Origin of the sequence: Nocardia sp. NPDC050412 (assembly GCF_044458825.1) — a bacterium.
GTDB lineage: Bacteria > Actinomycetota > Actinomycetes > Mycobacteriales > Mycobacteriaceae > Nocardia.
Map to the genome: position 1 here is coordinate 227,660 of NZ_JBITIJ010000005.1, position 19,098 is coordinate 246,757.

Here is a 19,098-nt window from a genome sequence, read left to right on the forward strand (position 1 = left end):
CGCGCGAATCTCCAGGGTCCGGCCGGTTCTGGGGCTACATCCAAGCCGTCCGCGCGATGCAGGCCGCGGTTTCGCCGACGTGCTGACCATGACCCTCCCCACCGCGAAACCCCCGGAAGCCCCCGCCGCACCCAGGCCTACGCCAGCTTCTCGAACTCATCGCCCGCGCCCGAGTCGGGGCGAGTTTTCCCGGCCTCGATTGAGCTGGACGGCCGGACTGGGAACCCTTCTCCCGCTGGTTGTTTCAGCTCGTGAGGTCCAGGGTGTCGAACTGGTGGGCGGACCAGATGCGGCGCGAGGTCTCCTCGGGGTAGGGCTGGGTGGTTGGTTCGGCGTCGTAGACGCGGGTGGTTCGTGTCTGTGGATCGTAGGGTGCCCAGCCGGGTTTGCCAGTCGTCGCGAAGCGCACCCAGTCGGTGCGCATGTGGTGAGCGACGGGGGTGATTTCGTTCGCGGCGTTCGGATGGGCGCAGGGGTGGGCGCGCACCTCGTCGGGGCTGAGGGTGCCGAAGATGAGCAGGAAGTCCAGGGCGTGCGAGGCGCCCTGTTCGGAGTTGAAGCTCCAGGCCAGTTCGTAGAACCATACGGGTGCGCCACCGGCGTGCGCGGCGTCGGCGAGGTGCAGACTCGGCATCCGAAACAGCCAGTCGGAGTTGAGAACCTCGAATCGTTGCCCTGGTGTGGCGTCCGGGTAGGCGGTGCGATAGCGCCCGCTGCCATCTGTGCCGGGTGTGAGGTGGTCGAATGCTGCGGTTATGCGCGCATCGGTTGGCTCGCCGCCGGGCCGAGACGTGTAGAGCCGGTATTCGTCACGGGTGTGGCCGATGAGCAGGTCGATGTCGCGTGCGGCGCCGTCCACGAGCGCACGCCACGGTGCTCGCGGCAGAACCTCGGTGTCGACGACGGGGGAGAACGGTGTCGGCGTGAGCGCCATAGGACCCCAGATATCAACGAATTCCGGCATCTTCCGGATCACCGCGTCCGTCGCGTCGGTCAGTGCGCGCGGCGGGAAACGGGCCAAGTCGCGGATGGTTGCCTTGGCACCGAGTTGCACGGCGATGGTGGTGGAGATCGCGGCGGCGAGCCGTTCGGAGAAGTAGGTACCCGGCATGCTCTGACTGATCGCCCGTCGAAACAGCCCGGCTGCCGTCGGCATGACAAGCAGCGCGGCAATGCACGCTCCGCCAGCGGACTCGCCGAAAACGGTGACATTGGCTGGATCGCCACCGAACCGGGCGATATTGTCCTGAACCCATCGCAGCGCGGCGATCTGGTCGAGAATGCCGCGGTTGTGCGGGGCTCCGGTGATGTGGGCGAAGCCGTCCGCACCGACGCGATAGTTCATGCTGACCACCACCACACCGGACCGAGCGAGAGTCGCACCGTTCTGGTGCGGATTCGCGGAATTGTTCTCCAGGTATGTGCCTCCCTGGATCCACACCATCACCGGCAGCCTCACGGCGCCGAGGTCGGGTGACCAGACATTGAGCGTCAAACAGTCGGCGGAACCGTCCTCGACACTGCCGGACACCGACGACATCACCGAACCCGTATGGGCCACTTGAGGAACCGGTGGACCGAACTCCAGCGCGTCACGGACGCCATCCCACCGCTGCGCCGGAACAGGAGCGCCGAATCGACGTGCGCCGACCGGTGGCTCGGCATAGGGGATGCCCCGAAAGACCGCGACGTCGCTCTCCCACCTGCCACGCACAACTCCGGCAGCCGTGCGGATTTCAGGTTCGAGACTCACTCTGGTACTCGCTTCCCTCGGTAGGTCATCTGCTGACTCATCAACTTGTCGACGAGTACGGGTAGCCCCTGCGCTACCTGACTCGTCGCTCAACCGCACCGGCGGCCACGAACACAACTACCCGTCAGTTTGCACCATCGACCGTGGATCCCATTGGCTCTCAACAGTATTCAGAAGCTAGGAATCTAGGTTCGGGTCGAAACCGGTGGAAGCAACGGCACCCGGTGTCGTGAGTCGCCACGCCCGGCCGCTCGTCAGCCGATATTGCCGCTCGCCCACGGGCGAAGTTTGTCGGATTGCGGACGGCCCAGCGGCGTTTGATCCGGTCACCTGCGATGATCCGCCGGTGTGTTAGTCCTTCTCCTGCGCGAACTCCGGGATCGCGGGCTGACCCGGGCGCAGCGACGCCGACGGTCAGCGGTCGATGGTGGCCATGTTCGCCTCGTCGTGGCGCTCACCTGCGGCCGGGGTGAGGTTGTTCAGGCGGTCGAGCTGAGCGGTGCTGAGTTCGATGGCGTCGGCGGCGGTGTTTTCTTCAACGCGCGAGACCCGCCGGGTTCCGGGGATGGGGGCGATGTCGTCGCCGCGGGTCAGCAGCCACGCCAGTGCGGTCTGCGCCGGGGTGGCGCCGACCTCGGCGCCGATGGCCTGTACTTCATCGACGATGCGCAGGTTGCGCTGGAAGTTCTCGCCGGTGAAGCGCGGGTTGGTCTTGCGCCAGTCGTCGTCGGCGAAGTCGTCGACGGTGCGGATCTGCCCGGTCAGCAGGCCATGGCCGAGAGGCGAGTAGGGCACGAACCCGATACCGAGCTCCCGCAGCAGCGGGAGGATTTCGGCCTCGATGTCGCGGGTCCACAGAGAGTATTCGGTCTGCAGTGCGGCCACCGGATGTACGGCATGCGCGCGGCGGATCGTCTCGGGGCCGGCCTCCGAGAGTCCGATGTGGCGCACCTTGCCTTCGGCGACCAGCTCGGCCAGCGCGCCGACAGTCTCCTCGATGGGCGTTTTCGGGTCGACGCGGTGCTGGTAGTAGAGGTCGATGTGGTCGGTGCCCAGCCGCAGCAGCGATCCTTCGACCGCGGCCTTCACGTTGCCGGCGCTACTGTCGATGACGCCGGGGCCGCCGCCGGCGTGGGAGACGAGACCGAACTTCGTCGCTACCACAACGTCGTCGCGCCGGCCCTTGATGGCCTTGCCGACGATTTTCTCGCTGTGGAAGGGGCCGTAGATCTCGGCGGTGTCGATGTGGGTGACCCCGAGGTCCAGGGCCCGGTGGATGGTGCGGATCGACTCGGCGTCGTCGAGCCCCCCTCCCGTGGTGTAGGTGCCGGCCATGGTCATGGCTCCCAGGCCGATGCGGGAGACATCGAGCCCACCCAGGGATACGTGCTTCATCAGGTTCTCCTTGTCGTGACGGCCGTCAGGCCCGGTCGGTAGTCTCATGGTCGGTGCTGCTGCACCAGCTGGCGGACCGTGCTTCTCCGACAGCGCCGCAGAGAGGCTGGAGACCAGCCGCGCAAGCCAGCCGCCGTATCCGGGCCATTCGCACTGCCGTGGCAGGTGCATCACCAACAAAACCAGTTGTCACGGGAGTGTGGGAGTCCCTGGTGAGGGGGTCACTGACAGGGACCCCCAACCCGGCGGAAGCGCTCGTAGGGTGGAGCCCATGGCAGGAACCAACCGTGACATCCGTGCTGATTTCCGCGCGGAGATCCGGGAATTCCTGGGCACGCGACGAGCCAGGGTCACCCCCGAGCAGGCCGGACTGCCCCTATACGGCGGAGACCGCAGACGGGTCACCGGGCTGCGCCGCGAGGAGGTCGCCCTGCTCTCGGGAATCTCCAGCGAGTACTACACACGGCTGGAGCGTGGCAACGCCACCGGCGTCTCCGAAAGCGTCATCGATGGCATCGCGCGAGCACTCCAGCTCGACGAGGCCGAACGAATCCACCTGCTCGACCTCCTGCGCGGCGCCGGCACAACCCGTCCACCACGCCGCCGGCCCACCCAGCAGCGGGTGCGACCTGCGGTGCAGCGCGTTCTCGACTCAATGAGCGGCACACCCGCGTTCGTCCTCAGCGGGCGCGGGGACATCCTGGCCGCCAACCATCTCGGGCGCGCACTGTTCTCGCCGGTCTACACCGACCCTGCGCGGCCGCCCAACAACGCCAGGTTCGTCTTTCTCAGCCCACACGCGACCGAGTTTTTCCGCCACTGGGACGAGGTCGCAGGGGACACGGTTGCCATGCTGCGCGCCGAGGCCGGCCGCGATCTCTACGACCGGCGGCTGACGGATCTGATCGGGGAGCTGTCCACCCGCAGCGAGGACTTCCGTCGCCGCTGGGCGGCCCACAACGTCCGGATGCACACCACTGGCGTGAAGCTCCTCCACCACCCGGTCGTCGGCGACCTCGACCTGCCCTTCGAAACCTTCCCACTCGGCGACGGCCCCCGCCAGTTCCTCCTCACCTACACCGCCGAGCCCGCGTCACCCTCGCAGGACGCCCTGAACCTGCTGGCCAGCTGGGCTGCGACCAACGACGACGTCGAGCGCTCCGCGCCGGCCAATGACTCCGAGCCAGCCGATTCGGCCGAGACACCCGACTGAACGACGAGCCACATGGGTCGACAAGTCCGCCGCGAACACCACAACTGACCCACCCGGACAGCACAGCGTTCAGCACCATGCCCAGGCATCTCGACCCGCCAGAACCGCTGGTCGACCTCGGGCGACCAACTCCTGACGCGCGTGTCGAAACCGTAAGCCCGCCCAGCAGTTACCTGCGCGTCCTTCTTTGCTGCTCGGCCTACGGGCCTTGGTTCAGGTCCAGTCGGGAGCAGGCACTGTGGCCGATGCTGACCGAAACATAGGGTAGGCGACCGACTGTCCGGCCGACTCCCTCCTTCCAGGCCCGGCCTCCCGGGCAAGCCAGATCAGATGACACCCGTCCGTGCGGCAGTCCCGTTCTTGCGCTGGTTGGCATTGAAGCGCGCCTTCTTCTGGCGATTCCCGCACGTGTTCATGTCACACCATTTGCGGGTGCGACTTTGACTGGTATCGAAGAACGCGGCTTGGCAGGTTGGCGATGCGCACAAGGCCAATTTTCCGTCTCGTTCGCCTGCGATGATGCTGATTGCGTCGGCGGCGATCACGCTCAGGGCATCTTCTACGCAGGAAGCCGAGCTAAGCCGCCATTGACGATTGCCCTCGGGCGTCAGGATAGCCGCGGCCCGACCCTGAATGCTGCAGTCATTGATGATTTGGATTGCAGGCGCGGGGAGAGGGTCTTGGATCGCGGCCGCTGTCGCGGCGGCGTGAATTGATTCCCTCAGTTCCCGAGCGAGTTCGAGCTGGGCGGTGGTGCAGGACTCCACGGCTAGGCCGTTCACTGCCAGCCAGTCGACGAGTCGCTGCGGCGTGGGAATGCGTTCCACAGCGTCGCCACACCGCTCCGACAGAGTCCCCGTGAAGCTGGTCGCTAGCACGTTGCCGAGACGAAAGTCAGGGAACCGAGCGCGCATGGAACCACCTTAGCAGGTTGCACGCTGACATCGGTCATGTTAGAACCGTCTTAGCCGGTTCGAGATAGGTCCAAGCCGGTTCCACGATGACCAGGAGGTCTCATGCCCACGCATTGTCCAACCAGCGACGTGCAAGCATTCGAAGCCCACGCAACTGACGCTGACCTCGACGATCTGCGCGCGCGACTGGCCGCGGCTCGGCTACCGGAAGCTGAGACGGTCTATCGCGCCGCGCCCGACCCTCGCCGATGGGAACAGGGCGTTCCTCTCGCCGACCTCGTCGATGTCGTGAACTACTGGCGCACCGGGTACAACTGGCGGTCGTTCGAAGAGCGCCTCAACCGGATCGGCCAGTTCCGCACGACCATTGATGATCTGGGAATCCACTTCCTGCACCGCCGATCCGGGCGCGCAGATGCCACTCCTCTGATCTTGACGCATGGTTGGCCAGACAGCATTGCTCGGTTCATCGATGTAGTAGACGAGCTGGCAGATCCGAAAGATGCAGACGCGCCAGCGTTTCACGTCGTGGTTCCATCGCTGCCAGGCTTTGGTTACAGCGACAAGCCGGCCACCACCGGGTGGGGAACCGAAAAGATCGCGGCCGCATGGGTGGAACTGATGGGAAGGCTCGGCTACAGCAAGTTCGCAGCCCACGGCGGCGACTGGGGAGGCAATATCACTACGGTTCTCGGCGGCAGGTTCCCGGCGCACATTCTCGGCATTCATACAACGTTCGCGGAGCCGCCGCCCGGATTGACAACGGACAGGCTGACGGCGGCCGAGCGCAAGTGGACCGAGGAAACCCGCGATTTCTGGCGCCACCGGGCGGCGTACGCGAAGCAGCAGGCGACCCGACCGCAGACCATCGGCTACTCGCTCGTCGACTCACCGGTCGGGCTTCTTGCCTGGATCCTCGACAAGTTCGCCGAGTGGACAGATACCGAGGACAGCCCGTTCGAGACGATTTCCAGAGACCGTGTTCTTGACGACGTCACCCTGTACTGGCTGACGCGGACCGGCGCGTCGGCGGCCCGCATCTACTACGAAAGCCACAACTCGCTCGACCCCGAACTTCGGGTCGACGTCCCGTCGGCACTCACTATGTATCCCCGCGACGTCGAGAAGTGTCCGCGCCCCTGGGCGCAGGAACGGTACCGACAGATCGTCCGATGGAAGTCGCCCGAAACCGGGGGACATTTCCCGTCGCTGGAGGTTCCCGAGTATTTCGTCAAGGACCTGCAAGAAGGCCTCGCGGCAGTGCTGGCCGCTAATCGGTGAACGCGGCTGGGTGCCGGGATTCGGAATTAGTCCGGGATCTGACTGCGCGCCGAATGCTCTGCGCGGTAAGGGGTCTCGGTTAAAAGTTTTGCGGTAGCGTTCGTCGGTTTCTTCCCAATCGTTGTGTGCCCGGGTTGATCGCATAGGGCACTTGGCCCCTGTGCTCAGGTGCCGCCCCCTGGTGCGCGCCCGCGACCGCGGTGGGAACTTATCGGTCGCAGCCGACCCCGCGGAGCGGGGTTGCACGGGCGAATGGAGGGGCGAGAGCGGGAAGCGCAGGATGACGGGAAACTAGAAGTCCCCGATGCGGATGTTCCCCGCCTCGGGGTGAGGGGCCGGCGGCAGCCTGCCACATGTGAATGTGACCGCTGTCTCGCACCCCCGCGCCATGGAGCGCCGTCAGAACCACGCCACATAGCGGTCACATTCTCACGCGCCGTTGTCCGCGCGGGATTCGTTTGCCGGGCAACGACTCTTTGGAATCAGGGTCGGGGGTACCCAGTTTTTCGCTGGTTCCGTTGGTGTTTCGTTGCGTATGCGCAAACCAAACGTAAACGGAACTCGTGCAGGAGGATTGCGGGGGCCCGGGGAAGTCTGACCCCCGATAATGTTCACTTATCGGAGGTCAGACTCGGTGGGTTCTCCGGCCGAACATGTTGGGGCGACCTGTATTTCGTTTCGTGGAAATACGTTGGATTCGACGAAACCAACGCTACGATTCCGTGGTGTCCAACGTTTGTAATTACCCCGGATGCGCTCGACCGATTACGCGCGGAGGCGGGCCGGGGCGACCCTCGGAATACTGTGACCATCCGGAGCACACCCGGTGGCGCGCTTGGCGGGAACGGCAACGGCAGCAACAGGAGTCGCAGGCACCGGCGGCTGCTGTCACTGTGACGCAACAGGGGCCAGTGACAGTGGCTCGGCTGCGCGCGGATGAGTTGCTCACGCAATTCCGTGGACTGGCCGATCAATTGGGGAACACGCTGAATGCGGCGGTGGCCGAATTGTCCACGCTGGCCGATCCGGCGATCGCCGAGGCACAAGTGCAGGCCGTGCAGGCGGATGCGGCACGACGCATCGCAGAGGCCGAGGTCGCCACGGTGGCTGCGGACCAGGCGCGGCGCGAAGCGGAGGAGGCGCGCGCGGCCGCGGAATCGGCCGCCGACGATGCGGCGAGTGCGGCCGAACATGCGGAATCGCTGGTCGCCGAGGCGGATATGGCGCGCTTGGATGCACTGCGTGAGGTCGAGCGGGTGACCAAACAGGCCGCCGACGATGTCTTCGCGGCGCGCAGTGAGGCCGATGCCGAGATCCGTACCATCCGTCGCGAGGCCGCCGACGATGTGGAACGCGCCCGGCAGCAGGCCACCGAGGATGTGGAACTGGCGCGGCGCAAGGCGGCGACGGAAATCGAACAGATCCGCCGTGAGTCCGCCCAGCAGATCACCGCGGCCGGTGCCGAACGCGATCTGGCGGTACAGCGCGCGGCCGATGCTGAACGCGCCATCGAACGCGCCGAACAGGCTGTGGTCGAACGCAATCAGGCCGTCGCGGAGGGGCGCGAGGAATTGAACCGACTGCGCGAGGAACTGGATCGCACGCGCGGCGAACTCGTCGAGGTGCGCCGCGCGTCAAGTGCGGAGGTCGCGACAGTGCGAGCCGAATCAGCGACCGCACTCGAACAGGCGCGGCGTGAAGCCGCCGAACGCCTCGCCGCACTAGACGACGCCCGCGCCCAAACCTTGGCCCGCGCCGAACGTGCTGAACGCCAACTCGACCAAATGGTCGCCGAATCCCGCCGGGGCCCAGCCGCATTGGCGTCCGACGGCACCCTCGGTTAGCGAGCGACGGTCGGACGAGGCCGCGGTCCTCGATCCGCTCGACCGACTCTTTGAACCCGCGCGAGCCTGCCCAGCTGCGTAATTGTGTATGTTACACGCGGTATGTATCGTACATATGTGACTGTTGCTGTCGACGCGTCCTCGACCGTTTCTGGTTCCGACGACCGGCGTTCTCCCGCACCGGGCGTGCTCATCGCGACACTAGGTGGGGCCGGTGTCGTCGTCGCACTCATGCAGACGCTGGTAATTCCGATCATTCCGTTGTTGCCCACGCTGCTGAACACCTCGGCGTCCAACGCGTCCTGGGTCGTGACGGCTACGCTGCTGGCCGGTGCGGTGTCGACTCCGATCAGTGGCCGTCTCGGTGACATGTTCGGCAAGCGGCGGATCCTGTTCGCGAATCTGCTTATGGTGATTGTCGGCTCGGCGGTCTGCGCCTCCTTCTCCACACTGGTGCCAGAAATCGTCGGCCGCACGTTGCAGGGTGCGGCGGTCGGCGCGATCCCGCTGGGTATCAGCATCATGCGCGACGAGCTGCCGACCGAGCGGGTAGGTTCGGCGATCGCGATCATGAGCGCGACACTCGGTGTGGGCGGTGCGATCGGCCTGCCGGTCGCGGCGGCCATCGCCCAGAACGCGGACTGGCATGTGCTGTTCTGGACATCGGCCGGCCTCGGTGTCATCTGTGCCGCACTGGTTTTCGTATTCGTGCCGGAGTCGCCGGTGCGCACGCCCGCGCGGTTCGACTTCGGCGGTGCGGTAGGGCTGGTGGTGGCGCTGGTCGCGCTGCTCATCGCGATCACCAAGGGCGCGGACTGGGGCTGGGACAGTGCGCGCATTCTGGTTCTCGCCGCGGTGGCGCTGGTGGTGTTACTCGGCTGGGGCGCTTACGAACTGCGGCAGCGCGCGCCGCTGGTCGATGTGCGGGTCTCGGCGCGGCCCAGGGTGCTGTTCACCAATCTCGCGTCCATCGCGGTCGGATTCGCGCTCTACGGTATGTCGCTTACCTTCCCACAGTTGCTGATGGCGCCGGAGCAGACCGGCTACGGCTTCGGGCTGACCATGATCAACGCCGGATTGGCGCTCGCACCAACCGGATTGGTGATGATGCTGCTCTCGCCGGTGTCGGCGCGGCTGTCAGCGAGCCGCGGGCCGAAGCTCACCCTGGCGCTCGGCTCCGCGGTCATCGCCATCGGCTACCTGTGCGCAGTGCTGCTGATGAACAGCGTATGGGGGATTGTGATCGCGGGGGTGATCGTCGCGGGCGGCGTCGGTCTGGCTTACGCGGCGATGCCCGCACTGATCATGGGCGCAGTGCCGATAACCGAGACCGCCGCGGCCAACGGTCTGAACTCGCTCATGCGGGCGATCGGCACATCGGTCTCCGCCGCGGTGATCGGTGTGGTGCTGGCGCACATGACAATATCGCTCGGCCCGCACGTATTACCGTCTCGCGATGGGTTCCACACCACGTTCTTCACCTGCATGGCGGGGGCAGTGGTGGCAGTCGTGCTGGCGGCCTGCATCCCGATGGGGAAGGCGACAGCGCCGGTCTTGTCCGGGACCGAACCGGTGCCGGTCGAGTCGGTCGAGTCGGTCGAGTCGGTCGAACAGAATGGTCGAGGCGTCGGTCCTCTCGGTGCCTCGTCGCAAATCGCGGAATCCTCCCGGGACGAGTTCGACGGTGGGCTGCTCTGTGGTCGCATCCACCGCGACGACGGCCGCCCGGTGCCGAGTGCCGCATTGACGCTGATCGACCCGCGTGGCCATCAAGTCGCGCGGGCGACCGGAGCTGGCGACGGCAGCTATGCGTTGAGCGCACCGGAGGCAGGAAGCTATGTGCTGATCGTATCGGCGACAGGGCACCAGCCCGCAGCCGTCAACGTGGCCGTCGGTCGGCGCCGGCAGCAGTTGGACCTCACCCTTATGGGTTCCTGCGAGCTGTCGGGCGTGGTCCGCACGGCCGGACACGGTGAGCCGCTGCCCGGTGCGACCATCACGCTGACCGACCTGTGTGGCGAGGTCCTCGCAACGGCCACAACAGCCGATGACGGCGCCTACGTATGCCATGGCCTGGTCTCGGGTATCTACACCGTGGTCGCGGTTGCCGAGCGCATGCGCCCCAGCGCGACCGCGCTGACAGTGCCGGACGGTGGGCTCTCGCGCCACGACATCGAACTGGCTCCGCTGGCAGTACTCGCTGGATCGGCGTGGGCCGATAGCCGAGCCGCGCCGGATATCCACATCCGGGTGCTCGACGAGTCGGGCGAGCTGACCGCGACGGCACGCACCGACGAAAACGGCCGCTATATCGTGCCCGATCTGCCCGCAGGCCGGTACACCGTCGTCGCTCGCGGCTATCCACCGGTGACCAGTCAGATCACCGTTTCCGGCGGCGAAACCACCCACGACGTGCGGCTCGGCTACAGGTCGGAGGACGGCTCATGAGCGGGTTGACCGTCCGCATCCGGACCGCCGAAGGCTGGCCGGTGGCGAATGCGGTGCTGACCGCGACGGATATGAGCGGACGCCAGATCGCCCGCGCGGTCGCCGATGAGACCGGGACAGTGGTCACCGAGCTACTGCCCCCGGGCGTTCATACCGTGGTCGTCACCGGCGCCGGATACCAGCCAGTTGCACGAACCGTCCAGATCTCTTCGGCGGGAACGGGCTTGCTCGGCGCGATCGTACTGGCGCCAGCGGCAGACGCGATAGCGCCGCCGCCGGCTGGACCGTGGACAATCGACCCGGCGCACTCCACGGTGATCGTCACCGCACGCCACCTGGGCATCGCGAGTATCAAGGCCCGATTCGCCGAAGTGAGTGGGAGCCTCGATGTCGCCGAGCCGTTCGAGCGATCTTGCGGGCACGCCGAGATCAAAGCGGCGAGCATCGATTCCGGTATCTCGATGCGTGACAACCACCTGCGTTCGCCCGAGTTCTTGGATGTCGACAGTTATCCGGTGATCACCTACACCGGCAGCGGACTGCGCCGCACCGGCGGCGCGACCTGGGTGATGTCCGGTGAGCTGACCTTGCACGGGCAGCGTCGCTCGATCGATCTCGAGCTGACCTACGGCGGCTGCGGAGCCGACCCGTGGGGCGGTGTGCGCGCCGCGTTCCACGCCGAAACCCTGTTGCACCGCAATGATTTTGCGATCGATTACAACGCCATGGTTCGCGCGGGAGTGGCCGCCATCGGTACCACTGTCAAGATCGACCTGGACATCGCGGTGGTGCAGGGGACGCAGCTTCCCGCGATGTAGCTCCGCCGGAGCTGAGTCGGTAGCACGTGGTATCCGACGGCGCACCTGGTTAGAGCTATCAACCGGACTCGTCGAGACCGGGCCCGCGCTCAACTGCGCAGCTGCGCGTTGAGTCGTGCCGCCTGGCGCGTGAGGTGGTCGCGTTCGGGGAGGCTGGTCGCCGAGCGGGCGGCTTCGGCGTAGAGCCGTGCCGCGGTTACCGGGTCACCGTCACGCTCGCGCAGGTATGCCGCGACGGCGGTGTGGCGGGGTAGGGCGGAGTCGAGCTCGGCCAGGGCGGCCAGGCCGGCCCGCGGGCCGTCGGCCTCGCCGACCGCGACCGCCCGGTTGAGGCGGGCCACCGGGCTGTCGGTGAGGCGCACCAGTTCGTCGTACCATTCGACGATCTGCACCCAGTCGGTCTCCTCGACCGTCCGGGCGTCGGCGTGGAGCGCGGCGATGGCGGCTTGGACCTGGAACTCACCTAGGCGGTCGCGCGCGAGGGCGGCCTGCAGCACGTCGACGCCCTCGGCGATCAGACGGGTATTCCACAGGCTGCGGTCCTGCTCGGCAAGCGGCACGAGCCTGCCGTCGGTGCCGGTCCGTGCCGGGCGCCGCGCGTGGTGCAGCAGCATGAGCGCCAGCAGGCCCGCGACCTCCTCATCGTGGGTCTTGGTCGCCAGCTGGCGAGTGAGCCGGATCGCCTCGCCGGCGAGGTCGACGTCGCCGGAGTAGCCCTCGTTGAAGACCAGGTAGAGCACCCGCAGCACCGTGGCGACGTCACCGGGCTGGTTGAACCGGACGTTCGAGACGGTCCGCTTGGCCCTGCTGATCCGCTGGGCCATGGTCGCCTCGGGCACGAGGTAGGCCTGCGCGATTTGACGCGTGGTCAGGCCCCCGACCGCGCGCAGCGTGAGCGCGACGGCCGAAGCCGGTGTCAGAGACGGGTGCGCGCAGAGGAAGTACAGCTGCAGCGTGTCGTCCACCGCCTCGCCCGGGTCGGGCCTGGGCTCGATTTCGACGAGCACCTCGCGCCGCTGCCTGGAGGTATCGGAGCGGGCAGCGTCGAGAAACTTGCGCCAAGCCACAGTGACCAACCAGCCCTTGGGATCTCGCGGCGGATCATCCTGCCACGCGCGCACCGCTTCGACCAGGGCGTCCTGCACGGCATCCTCGGCCGCCGCGAACTCGGCTCCGCGACGGACGAGGATCCCGATCACCGTGGGGGTGAGGGTCCGCACCAGGGCCTTGTCCACCGTGCGTTACTCCGTGATGGTCGGGGGCGCGGTCAGGAACGGTCGCACCTCGAGCCACTCCTGGACTGGTTTGCCACCCGCCCCCGGAGCCGCGGACAACTCGCCGGCCAGCTCGAGCGCCCGCTCGTGGGTGTCGACATCGATCACCACCCAGCCGGCGATCAGGTCCTTGGTCTCCGCGAACGGGCCATCGGTGATCGGCGGCCGCCCCTCGCCGTCGGAGCGGATGAACGTGCCCTCCGGGGACAGCGCCTGACTGTCGACGAACTCGCCGGTGCCCTCGAGCCGCGCGGCGAAGTCCTGCATGTACTGCACGTGGGCCGAAAGCTCCTCCGGTGTCCACTGGTCCATCGGCACATCGTTGGCCGAGGCCGGCGCGCCTCGGTAATGCTTGAGCAGCAGGTATTTGGCCATCGTGTTCTCCTCGGTACGGTACGGCCCATTCTGGCCGTGTTCATTTCGGGGACGAAGCCGCCGGTTGATTCTCGACATCCCACGGCGAAATTTCTGGCGGACTTCGAAACTCGTTCGATTATGGTCCTCAGACTTTGTCGCGCGTCCAGTCGTGGCCGCGAGTGTCCCTGGGATGGAGCTGGTGGCGCATTCTCGACAGCCCAAGCCGTGCTGAGATCTAGAATCTGCTTCTGCCTGGTGGCGCCCCAGGCGCCGAACGAGAACCCGCGCGCACACGCCGAAGCCGCCATCGGACGCGCCATGTGCCTCTGAGAAGATAGATTGCCGCCACGATCCTTGTCGCCGTTGCCATTTGGCGGTCGGAGCCATTGCGGCGGTGGAGCGTAGTTTCGCTGGCCTTCGCGATCGTGCTGCCGCTGCCGCATTTCTCGCTGCCGCATGCGGTGCGCATCGGCTGGGGTCCGCTGGTGACGGTCGGCAGTGGATCGTGGTTCAGCTCCGGGGGCATCGCGCACTCACGGACTCCAGGCCGCGTGAAACCTCTGCTCGCCGTTGAAGGTTAGGGTGGCCCATGGCTGTCATTCATCATACGACCATGTCGCCCAGCAAGCTCGAACTGCTGACCGCCTGGTTGCCGACCCGGCCGTGGTATCGAGACGGCGGGCGTGCGCCGGAGCTGAGCAAGGCCGGTGGCTTCCGGCTCGACGATCCGGCGGGTGCGGTCGGCATCGAATTCGTGCTGGTGAACGATGGCGTTGGACCGGAACCGATCACCTATCACATGCCGCTCACCTACCGCGGCGCACCACTCGACGGTGCCGATGACGCTCTCGTCGGCACCTCGATACACGGTGTGCTCGGACAACGCTGGATCTACGACGCGACCCGAGATCCGGTGGCGGTCGCTCAGATTGTCGCGCTGTTGGCCGGGCAGGCGCAGCCGCAAGCGCAGCGCACAAGTGACACCCCGGATCCCTCCGTTGCCGTCACATCGGGCGAGTTCTCCTCCGCCGCAACGGAACTCCGCTCGGTCCTCGATACGCCGACGCACACCGATATCGCCGTCGGTAGTGGTCGAAGCGTTCGGGTCGAGCGGGCCCTACGTCCCGAGCCGGCCACACCGGCTTCCGGTCCGACGGATACCGCCCGAGTAACCGTGCCATGGCAGATCGTCACCGGTTCCACCGTCCGCGGCACGGTTCTCGCGATCGACGCGTGACCGCACCTGAGTAGCGGTGGTGGTCCTGGAAGGCCTTTCGTCCTCGGCTACTCCTCGGATTCGGGCTGGTCGCGTTCGCGGCCACCGCCATTGGTGCCGTCGACGCGCGGACGGTGGCGTTCGGCACTGCGATCAGCGCGTCGCTCATCGGGTTCGGCTGTGCGCTGCTCGGCATCGGCGATTGGCTGGTCGAGCGGAACCGTGGAGCGTGGCGACCGATGGTCGAGGCTGCGCTCGTCTCGGCGCTCTGCGAGGGGTGGTTGATGATTGTCGCGGGCTCGCGGCTGATGCGTGACCCGTTGCGCGAGAAGCTGCTTGCCCGACACATGCCGCTGACGCTTGTGGTCGGGACGGTCATCGCCTGCGGTGTCGGGACACTCGTGCACATGCGCAATGCACCGCGACACGCTCAGCCGGCGTAGAAATATCGCGACCCGAAAGCAAACATTCGGTTATCCGCATCCTCTGGCCATACTATGGAGCTATGCCCGAAAACGAGAGTGCGGGTCGTGGGGGTTCGCTTGCCGACGGAGTGCGGCTGGCTGTATTTGTCGCGGGTATCGGCTCGGTGGTTCTCGGAGTGCTGATCGCCGTGTGGCCGGACAAGACCGAGCCGATGGCGGAGTTGTTGTTCGGGCTCTATCTACTATTGAGTAGTGCGATACAGCTGATCATCGCGATAGACGCCCGGTTCGGCGCGGCGCTGCGGACGTTCGTATTATTCAGCGGCGCCGTCTCGATCGCATTGGCCGTGATGGCGTTCCACAGTGCGAATTCGATCCTGCTGCTCGCGGTGTGGATCGGTCTCGGCTGGGCCGTGCGCGGGATCGTGCAGGCAACGGTGGCGGTCTGGGCCGAGGGGTTGCCTGAGGGTGGCTGGCAAGAGATGTTCGGGCTGCTGACCATGATGGTGGGATTCATCATGATCGCCCTGCCGTTCGATTCGCTGGACGTACTCGGCATGGCTGCGGGTGGCTGCGCGATCGTGATCGGCATGCTGGAAATTCTCACGGTCGCGCGCGGACGCGGCGAGGTCCACCCGGTTACGCGGTCCGCGCACATTCCGGCGGCGCCGAACTGAACTGGCGCACACCCGAGTTGGCGTTCGATCGCGCTGGCGCGATGGTCATGGGACGGGTTAACTGTCGTCATGGTGCGTACCGATAGTGGTTCGGAACTGATCGTCGTCACCCACGGTGCCCGGGCGGGTATCGATCCGAATGCGGTGCGCGAGAGTCTCGCGGCGCAATCGCGGCTGGTCGAACTACTGCCGGAAGGCGGTGCGCCGGTACGCATCTTCGGGCCGCCCAATCGATTGCCGCGGCGGATCGCGGGTACCGCTCAGGAGGAAGTGGGCGCGGAATATCTGCGCTACTTCGCCGTGCGCGGAGTCAGGGATGAACTCGAGGCGCTCGCGGACCGACTGCGTGCCGATGACGCGGTCGAGGCGGCCTATATCAAACCGCCCGCGGAACCGCCGATCGCGCCACCGGTCGTACTGGCCGATATCGCGGCCCGTCGCCTGGCGGACGCGCCGCCCGTGACGCCGAATTTCGAAGCCCGGCAAGGTTATCTGGATGCCGCGCCGCAAGGTGTGAACGCGCGCTGGGCCTGGACCCAACCCGGTGGTCGCGGCGCGGGCGTGCGCATCGTGGACGTGGAGGGCGCGTGGCGATTCACCCACGAAGACCTGCTGGCGAATCAGGGGGGAGTGATCGGCGGTGCGCCGTCGACGGATGCGGGCTGGCGCAATCACGGCACAGCGGTGGCCGGGGAGATCAGCGGTGATCTGAACACCTTCGGTATCACCGGGATCGCCGCCGATGCCGCCATCCGCGCGGTCTCGGTATTCGACGCGGGGTCCGCGGCAGCCATCCGCACTGCTGCCGACGCACTGAGCGCAGGCGACATCATCCTGCTCGAACTGCACCGGCCCGGACCGCGCCACAACTTCCAGAACCGCGAGGACCAGGCTGGATACATCGCGATCGAATGGTGGCCCGACGACTGGGCGGCCATCCGCTACGCGATCGGACGCGGCGTCATCGTGGTGGGCGCGGCAGGCAACGGTTCGGAAGACCTCGACAGCGCCTTGTACGACACCCGCCCCACCGACTTTCCGACCTCGTGGCGCAACCCGTTCCGTGGCGGCGCCGCCGACTCCGGCGCCATCCTGGTCGGCGCCGGCGCACCACCACCCGGATTCCACGGCCGCGACCATGGACCCGCACGTTCGCGACTTGCCTTCTCCAACTACGGATCCCGTGTCGACGCACAAGGCTGGGGCCTCGAAGTCACCACCACCGGATACGGCGATCTGCAGGGCGGCGCCGACGAAGACTACTGGTACACCGACACTTTCAGCGGAACCTCCAGCGCATCCCCGATCATCGTCGGCTCCATCGCCAGCTACCAAGGCTTGGCCGCCGCAGCCGCCGGGCGCAAAACACCATCCGAGGTACGGGCGCGACTGCGCGCGACCGGTTCACCCCAACTCGACGCCCCCGGCCGACCGACGACCCAGCGGATCGGCAACCTGCCCGACATCCAGGCGATGATCGCACCGTAAATCAGCGGAGGCGACGGCATTCCTGGAATGGCTTGCAGCCCAAAACCTCACGCTCGCCACCTACCGTCCTATATCGATGCCTGGCATGCCCAGGCATGGGCGGAAAGAGGAACGGCTTGTGTCGGGCGCGACGCGCGGGCGAAGCTGGAAACTTGTGGACAACGTTTAGTGTCGAAAGGTGAATGGCCCGTTGAACTTTCGGCGCGAATTCGGCGACGTTTCGGGGTGAGGCCGACCATCGACGACCCGGCAGCCGGGCTGCGATTTCCGCCCTGACCTGGGCAGGGGCGGCATGTAGCGGTGAGTGGCGGAAGTCTACGGCCACAGTCGAAGTGGGATTCACCCGCCAAGGATGGGGGTTTCGCCAGTGTCATCCCGGTCGAAAATTTCGGTAGGGTTCGGCGGCGCGGACGGGGTGGGTGCCGTCGCGACCGAAGATCGATGTGACGCCGAGGAGACTGTGGTGGGTGTCGTTACTGTCCGCGAAGAGCAGGCAATTCAGCGGTTGACCGACCGCCTGGTCGACGACTACCCGGCCGATCAGGTCGAAAGCGTAGTGGGTACAGCGCGGCAGCGGTTCGCGGGCCATCCGGTGCGGGAATTCGTTCCGATTCTGATCGAGCGAATCGCGCGCAGGGAACTCGAGGTCTCGACAAAACAGGCCGAGGCGGAAAAGGTTGCAGCGCAACCGGATCCGATCCAACAGCCCGACCCGGCGCGGGGGATCGGCCGAATCCGCACGGCTGGCCGCGAATTCGCCGCGGACAAGCGGCTCATGGGACTCGCGGCGGCGGCTCTGGTCGTTGTTCTCGCGTTGGTCATCGCCGTCGCGGCGCGCCAGCCCGACCAGCCCGCTCCGGCCAGCGCGACAGCAGCGCTGACCACCGTGCACGGCGTGGTCGGCTCGGAGAAGATGGCCTTCTTCGAAGACCCGCGCGTCGTGGATGCCTTGGCCCGCAAGGGCGTCAAGGCGCAGGTCGATCCGGCCGGATCGCGACAGATCGCGACCTCCATTGATCTCGGGAAGTACGACTTCGCCTTTCCGTCGAGTGCGCCTGCGGCGGAACGGATTCAGCGGGCGCGCAATATCAGCACCAAGTACACGCCGTTCTCTTCACCCATGGCGATCGCGACCTTCCAGCCCATCGCCGACCTGCTGACCGCGGTAGGCGTGGTGCGTCCGGGGCCGGTCCCGACCTTCGACATGGCTCGGTACCTCGAACTCGTGCGCAACGATGTGGAATGGGACAAACTTCGCGACAACACCGTCTACCCGGTGCACAAGAACATCCTGGTCTCCACGACCGACCCGCGGACCTCCAACTCCGCCGCTATGTACCTGGCCATCGCCAGCCACGTCGCTAATGACAACACCATCGTGCAGGGTCCGGCCGCCGAGCAGGCCGTGCTGCCCACGGTGTCGCGGCTGTTCGTGCGCCAGGGCTACACCGAGAACTCCACCGACGGCCCGTTCCGCGAGTACCTCGCGGCGGGTGTGGGCCCGACACCGATGGTCTGGATCTACGAGGCCCAGTTCGTCGAGGCGGCCGTGCGCGGCCAGATCAAACCCGGCATGGTGCTGACCTACCCGTCCCCGACCGTGGTCTCCCAGCACACTCTGGTGCCACTCACCGCGTCCGGTGATCGCATCGGACGACTGCTGGCCGCCGATCCGGACCTGCAGCGTCTGGCCGCCGCACACGGTTTCCGCACCAGTGACCCCAGCCAATTCGCCAAGGTCACCGCCGACAACCACGTCTCGGTACCGGGCGACGTGATCGATGTGATCGACACGCCCACCATCGACACCCTCGAACACCTCATCGACAGCGTCACCAAGTCTTACAACTGAGGTCGCATCCGAGTCAGCAGGCCACTGCGCCCACCAAGCCGGCGCATCTCGGTGCCGAGCCGTGCGCTGCCTTTTGCCAGGGGCATGTACCGGCGACCCATATGTCCAGGTCATGACCGATTGCTGAGGCGGCGCGATCGGAG

The 19,098-nt window shown here is 66.5% G+C and carries 15 protein-coding genes and 1 pseudogene; 11 read left to right on the forward strand and 5 right to left on the reverse strand.

The window, feature by feature from the left end; all coding sequences use genetic code 11:
- Positions 1 to 244 precede the first annotated feature (244 nt).
- Positions 245 to 1,753, reverse strand: a complete 1,509-nt coding sequence (locus ACIBI6_RS15500) for a carboxylesterase/lipase family protein (protein WP_396956684.1) — start codon at positions 1,751 to 1,753, stop codon at positions 245 to 247.
- A 414-nt stretch (positions 1,754 to 2,167) separates the two neighbouring features.
- Complete coding sequence (locus tag ACIBI6_RS15505) at positions 2,168 to 3,148, reverse strand: aldo/keto reductase (protein WP_396956685.1); 981 nt, start codon at positions 3,146 to 3,148, stop codon at positions 2,168 to 2,170.
- A gap of 271 nt (positions 3,149 to 3,419) precedes the next feature.
- Here ACIBI6_RS15505 and ACIBI6_RS15510 point away from each other — a divergent pair, with 271 nt between their 5' ends.
- Positions 3,420 to 4,361, forward strand: coding sequence for a helix-turn-helix transcriptional regulator (locus tag ACIBI6_RS15510; RefSeq protein ID WP_396956686.1), 942 nt, complete (start codon positions 3,420 to 3,422; stop codon positions 4,359 to 4,361).
- 326 nt (positions 4,362 to 4,687) lie between these two features.
- Here the strand turns inward: ACIBI6_RS15510 and ACIBI6_RS15515 are convergent, their stop codons facing one another.
- Positions 4,688 to 5,275: a CGNR zinc finger domain-containing protein gene (locus tag ACIBI6_RS15515; RefSeq protein ID WP_364346069.1), complete on the reverse strand. Its 588-nt coding sequence runs from the start codon at positions 5,273 to 5,275 to the stop codon at positions 4,688 to 4,690.
- Positions 5,276 to 5,377: 102 nt separating this feature from the next.
- On the opposite strand from ACIBI6_RS15515, the gene ACIBI6_RS15520 reads away from it, so the two are divergent.
- The 5 genes and pseudogenes from ACIBI6_RS15520 to ACIBI6_RS15540 all read left to right on the forward strand — a co-directional run bounded on the left by ACIBI6_RS15520 (position 5,378) and on the right by ACIBI6_RS15540 (position 11,666).
- Positions 5,378 to 6,556, forward strand: a complete 1,179-nt coding sequence (locus ACIBI6_RS15520; RefSeq protein ID WP_396956688.1) for an epoxide hydrolase family protein — start codon at positions 5,378 to 5,380, stop codon at positions 6,554 to 6,556.
- Positions 6,557 to 7,467: 911 nt separating this feature from the next.
- A complete protein-coding gene (locus tag ACIBI6_RS15525; protein WP_364346073.1) occupies positions 7,468 to 8,400 on the forward strand; it encodes a hypothetical protein in 933 nt (310 codons plus the stop codon).
- A gap of 117 nt (positions 8,401 to 8,517) precedes the next feature.
- A pseudogene (locus ACIBI6_RS15530) lies at positions 8,518 to 9,948 on the forward strand (MFS transporter); the annotation flags it as partial.
- Entirely contained in the window at positions 9,931 to 10,848 is a 918-nt protein-coding gene (locus ACIBI6_RS15535) for a collagen binding domain-containing protein (protein ID WP_396957049.1), read from the forward strand. The pseudogene ACIBI6_RS15530 and the gene ACIBI6_RS15535, both read left to right, overlap by 18 nt.
- Positions 10,845 to 11,666 carry a YceI family protein gene (locus tag ACIBI6_RS15540; RefSeq protein ID WP_364346075.1) on the forward strand — a complete coding sequence of 274 codons (822 nt, stop codon included), beginning with the start codon at positions 10,845 to 10,847 and terminating at the stop codon, positions 11,664 to 11,666. Before ACIBI6_RS15535 ends, ACIBI6_RS15540 begins: the two co-directional genes overlap by 4 nt.
- Before the next feature lie 89 nt (positions 11,667 to 11,755).
- Here ACIBI6_RS15540 and ACIBI6_RS15545 read toward each other — a convergent pair whose 3' ends face one another.
- Complete coding sequence (locus ACIBI6_RS15545; protein ID WP_364346077.1) at positions 11,756 to 12,901, reverse strand: sigma-70 family RNA polymerase sigma factor; 1,146 nt, start codon at positions 12,899 to 12,901, stop codon at positions 11,756 to 11,758.
- A gap of 6 nt (positions 12,902 to 12,907) precedes the next feature.
- Positions 12,908 to 13,315 (reverse strand): YciI family protein, encoded by a 408-nt coding sequence (locus tag ACIBI6_RS15550; RefSeq protein WP_364346079.1) that lies wholly within the window; start codon positions 13,313 to 13,315, stop codon positions 12,908 to 12,910.
- Between the two features lie 595 nt (positions 13,316 to 13,910).
- On the opposite strand from ACIBI6_RS15550, the gene ACIBI6_RS15555 reads away from it, so the two are divergent.
- The 5 genes from ACIBI6_RS15555 (at position 13,911) to ACIBI6_RS15575 (ending at position 18,955) form a co-directional block, all read left to right on the forward strand.
- Positions 13,911 to 14,534 (forward strand): 1,4-alpha-glucan branching protein, encoded by a 624-nt coding sequence (locus tag ACIBI6_RS15555; RefSeq protein ID WP_364346081.1) that lies wholly within the window; start codon positions 13,911 to 13,913, stop codon positions 14,532 to 14,534.
- 113 nt (positions 14,535 to 14,647) lie between these two features.
- Entirely contained in the window at positions 14,648 to 14,956 is a 309-nt protein-coding gene (locus ACIBI6_RS15560) for a hypothetical protein (protein ID WP_396956690.1), read from the forward strand.
- A 62-nt stretch (positions 14,957 to 15,018) separates the two neighbouring features.
- A complete protein-coding gene (locus ACIBI6_RS15565; RefSeq protein ID WP_364356430.1) occupies positions 15,019 to 15,615 on the forward strand; it encodes a DUF308 domain-containing protein in 597 nt (198 codons plus the stop codon).
- A 69-nt stretch (positions 15,616 to 15,684) separates the two neighbouring features.
- On the forward strand, positions 15,685 to 17,103 hold the full coding sequence (locus tag ACIBI6_RS15570) for a S8 family serine peptidase (RefSeq protein ID WP_364356433.1): 1,419 nt from the start codon (positions 15,685 to 15,687) through the stop codon (positions 17,101 to 17,103).
- A 463-nt stretch (positions 17,104 to 17,566) separates the two neighbouring features.
- The gene (locus ACIBI6_RS15575) at positions 17,567 to 18,955 is read left to right on the forward strand and encodes a three-helix bundle dimerization domain-containing protein (RefSeq protein ID WP_364356436.1); all 1,389 of its coding nucleotides are present in this window, start codon (positions 17,567 to 17,569) and stop codon (positions 18,953 to 18,955) included.
- Positions 18,956 to 19,098: the final 143 nt, after the last annotated feature.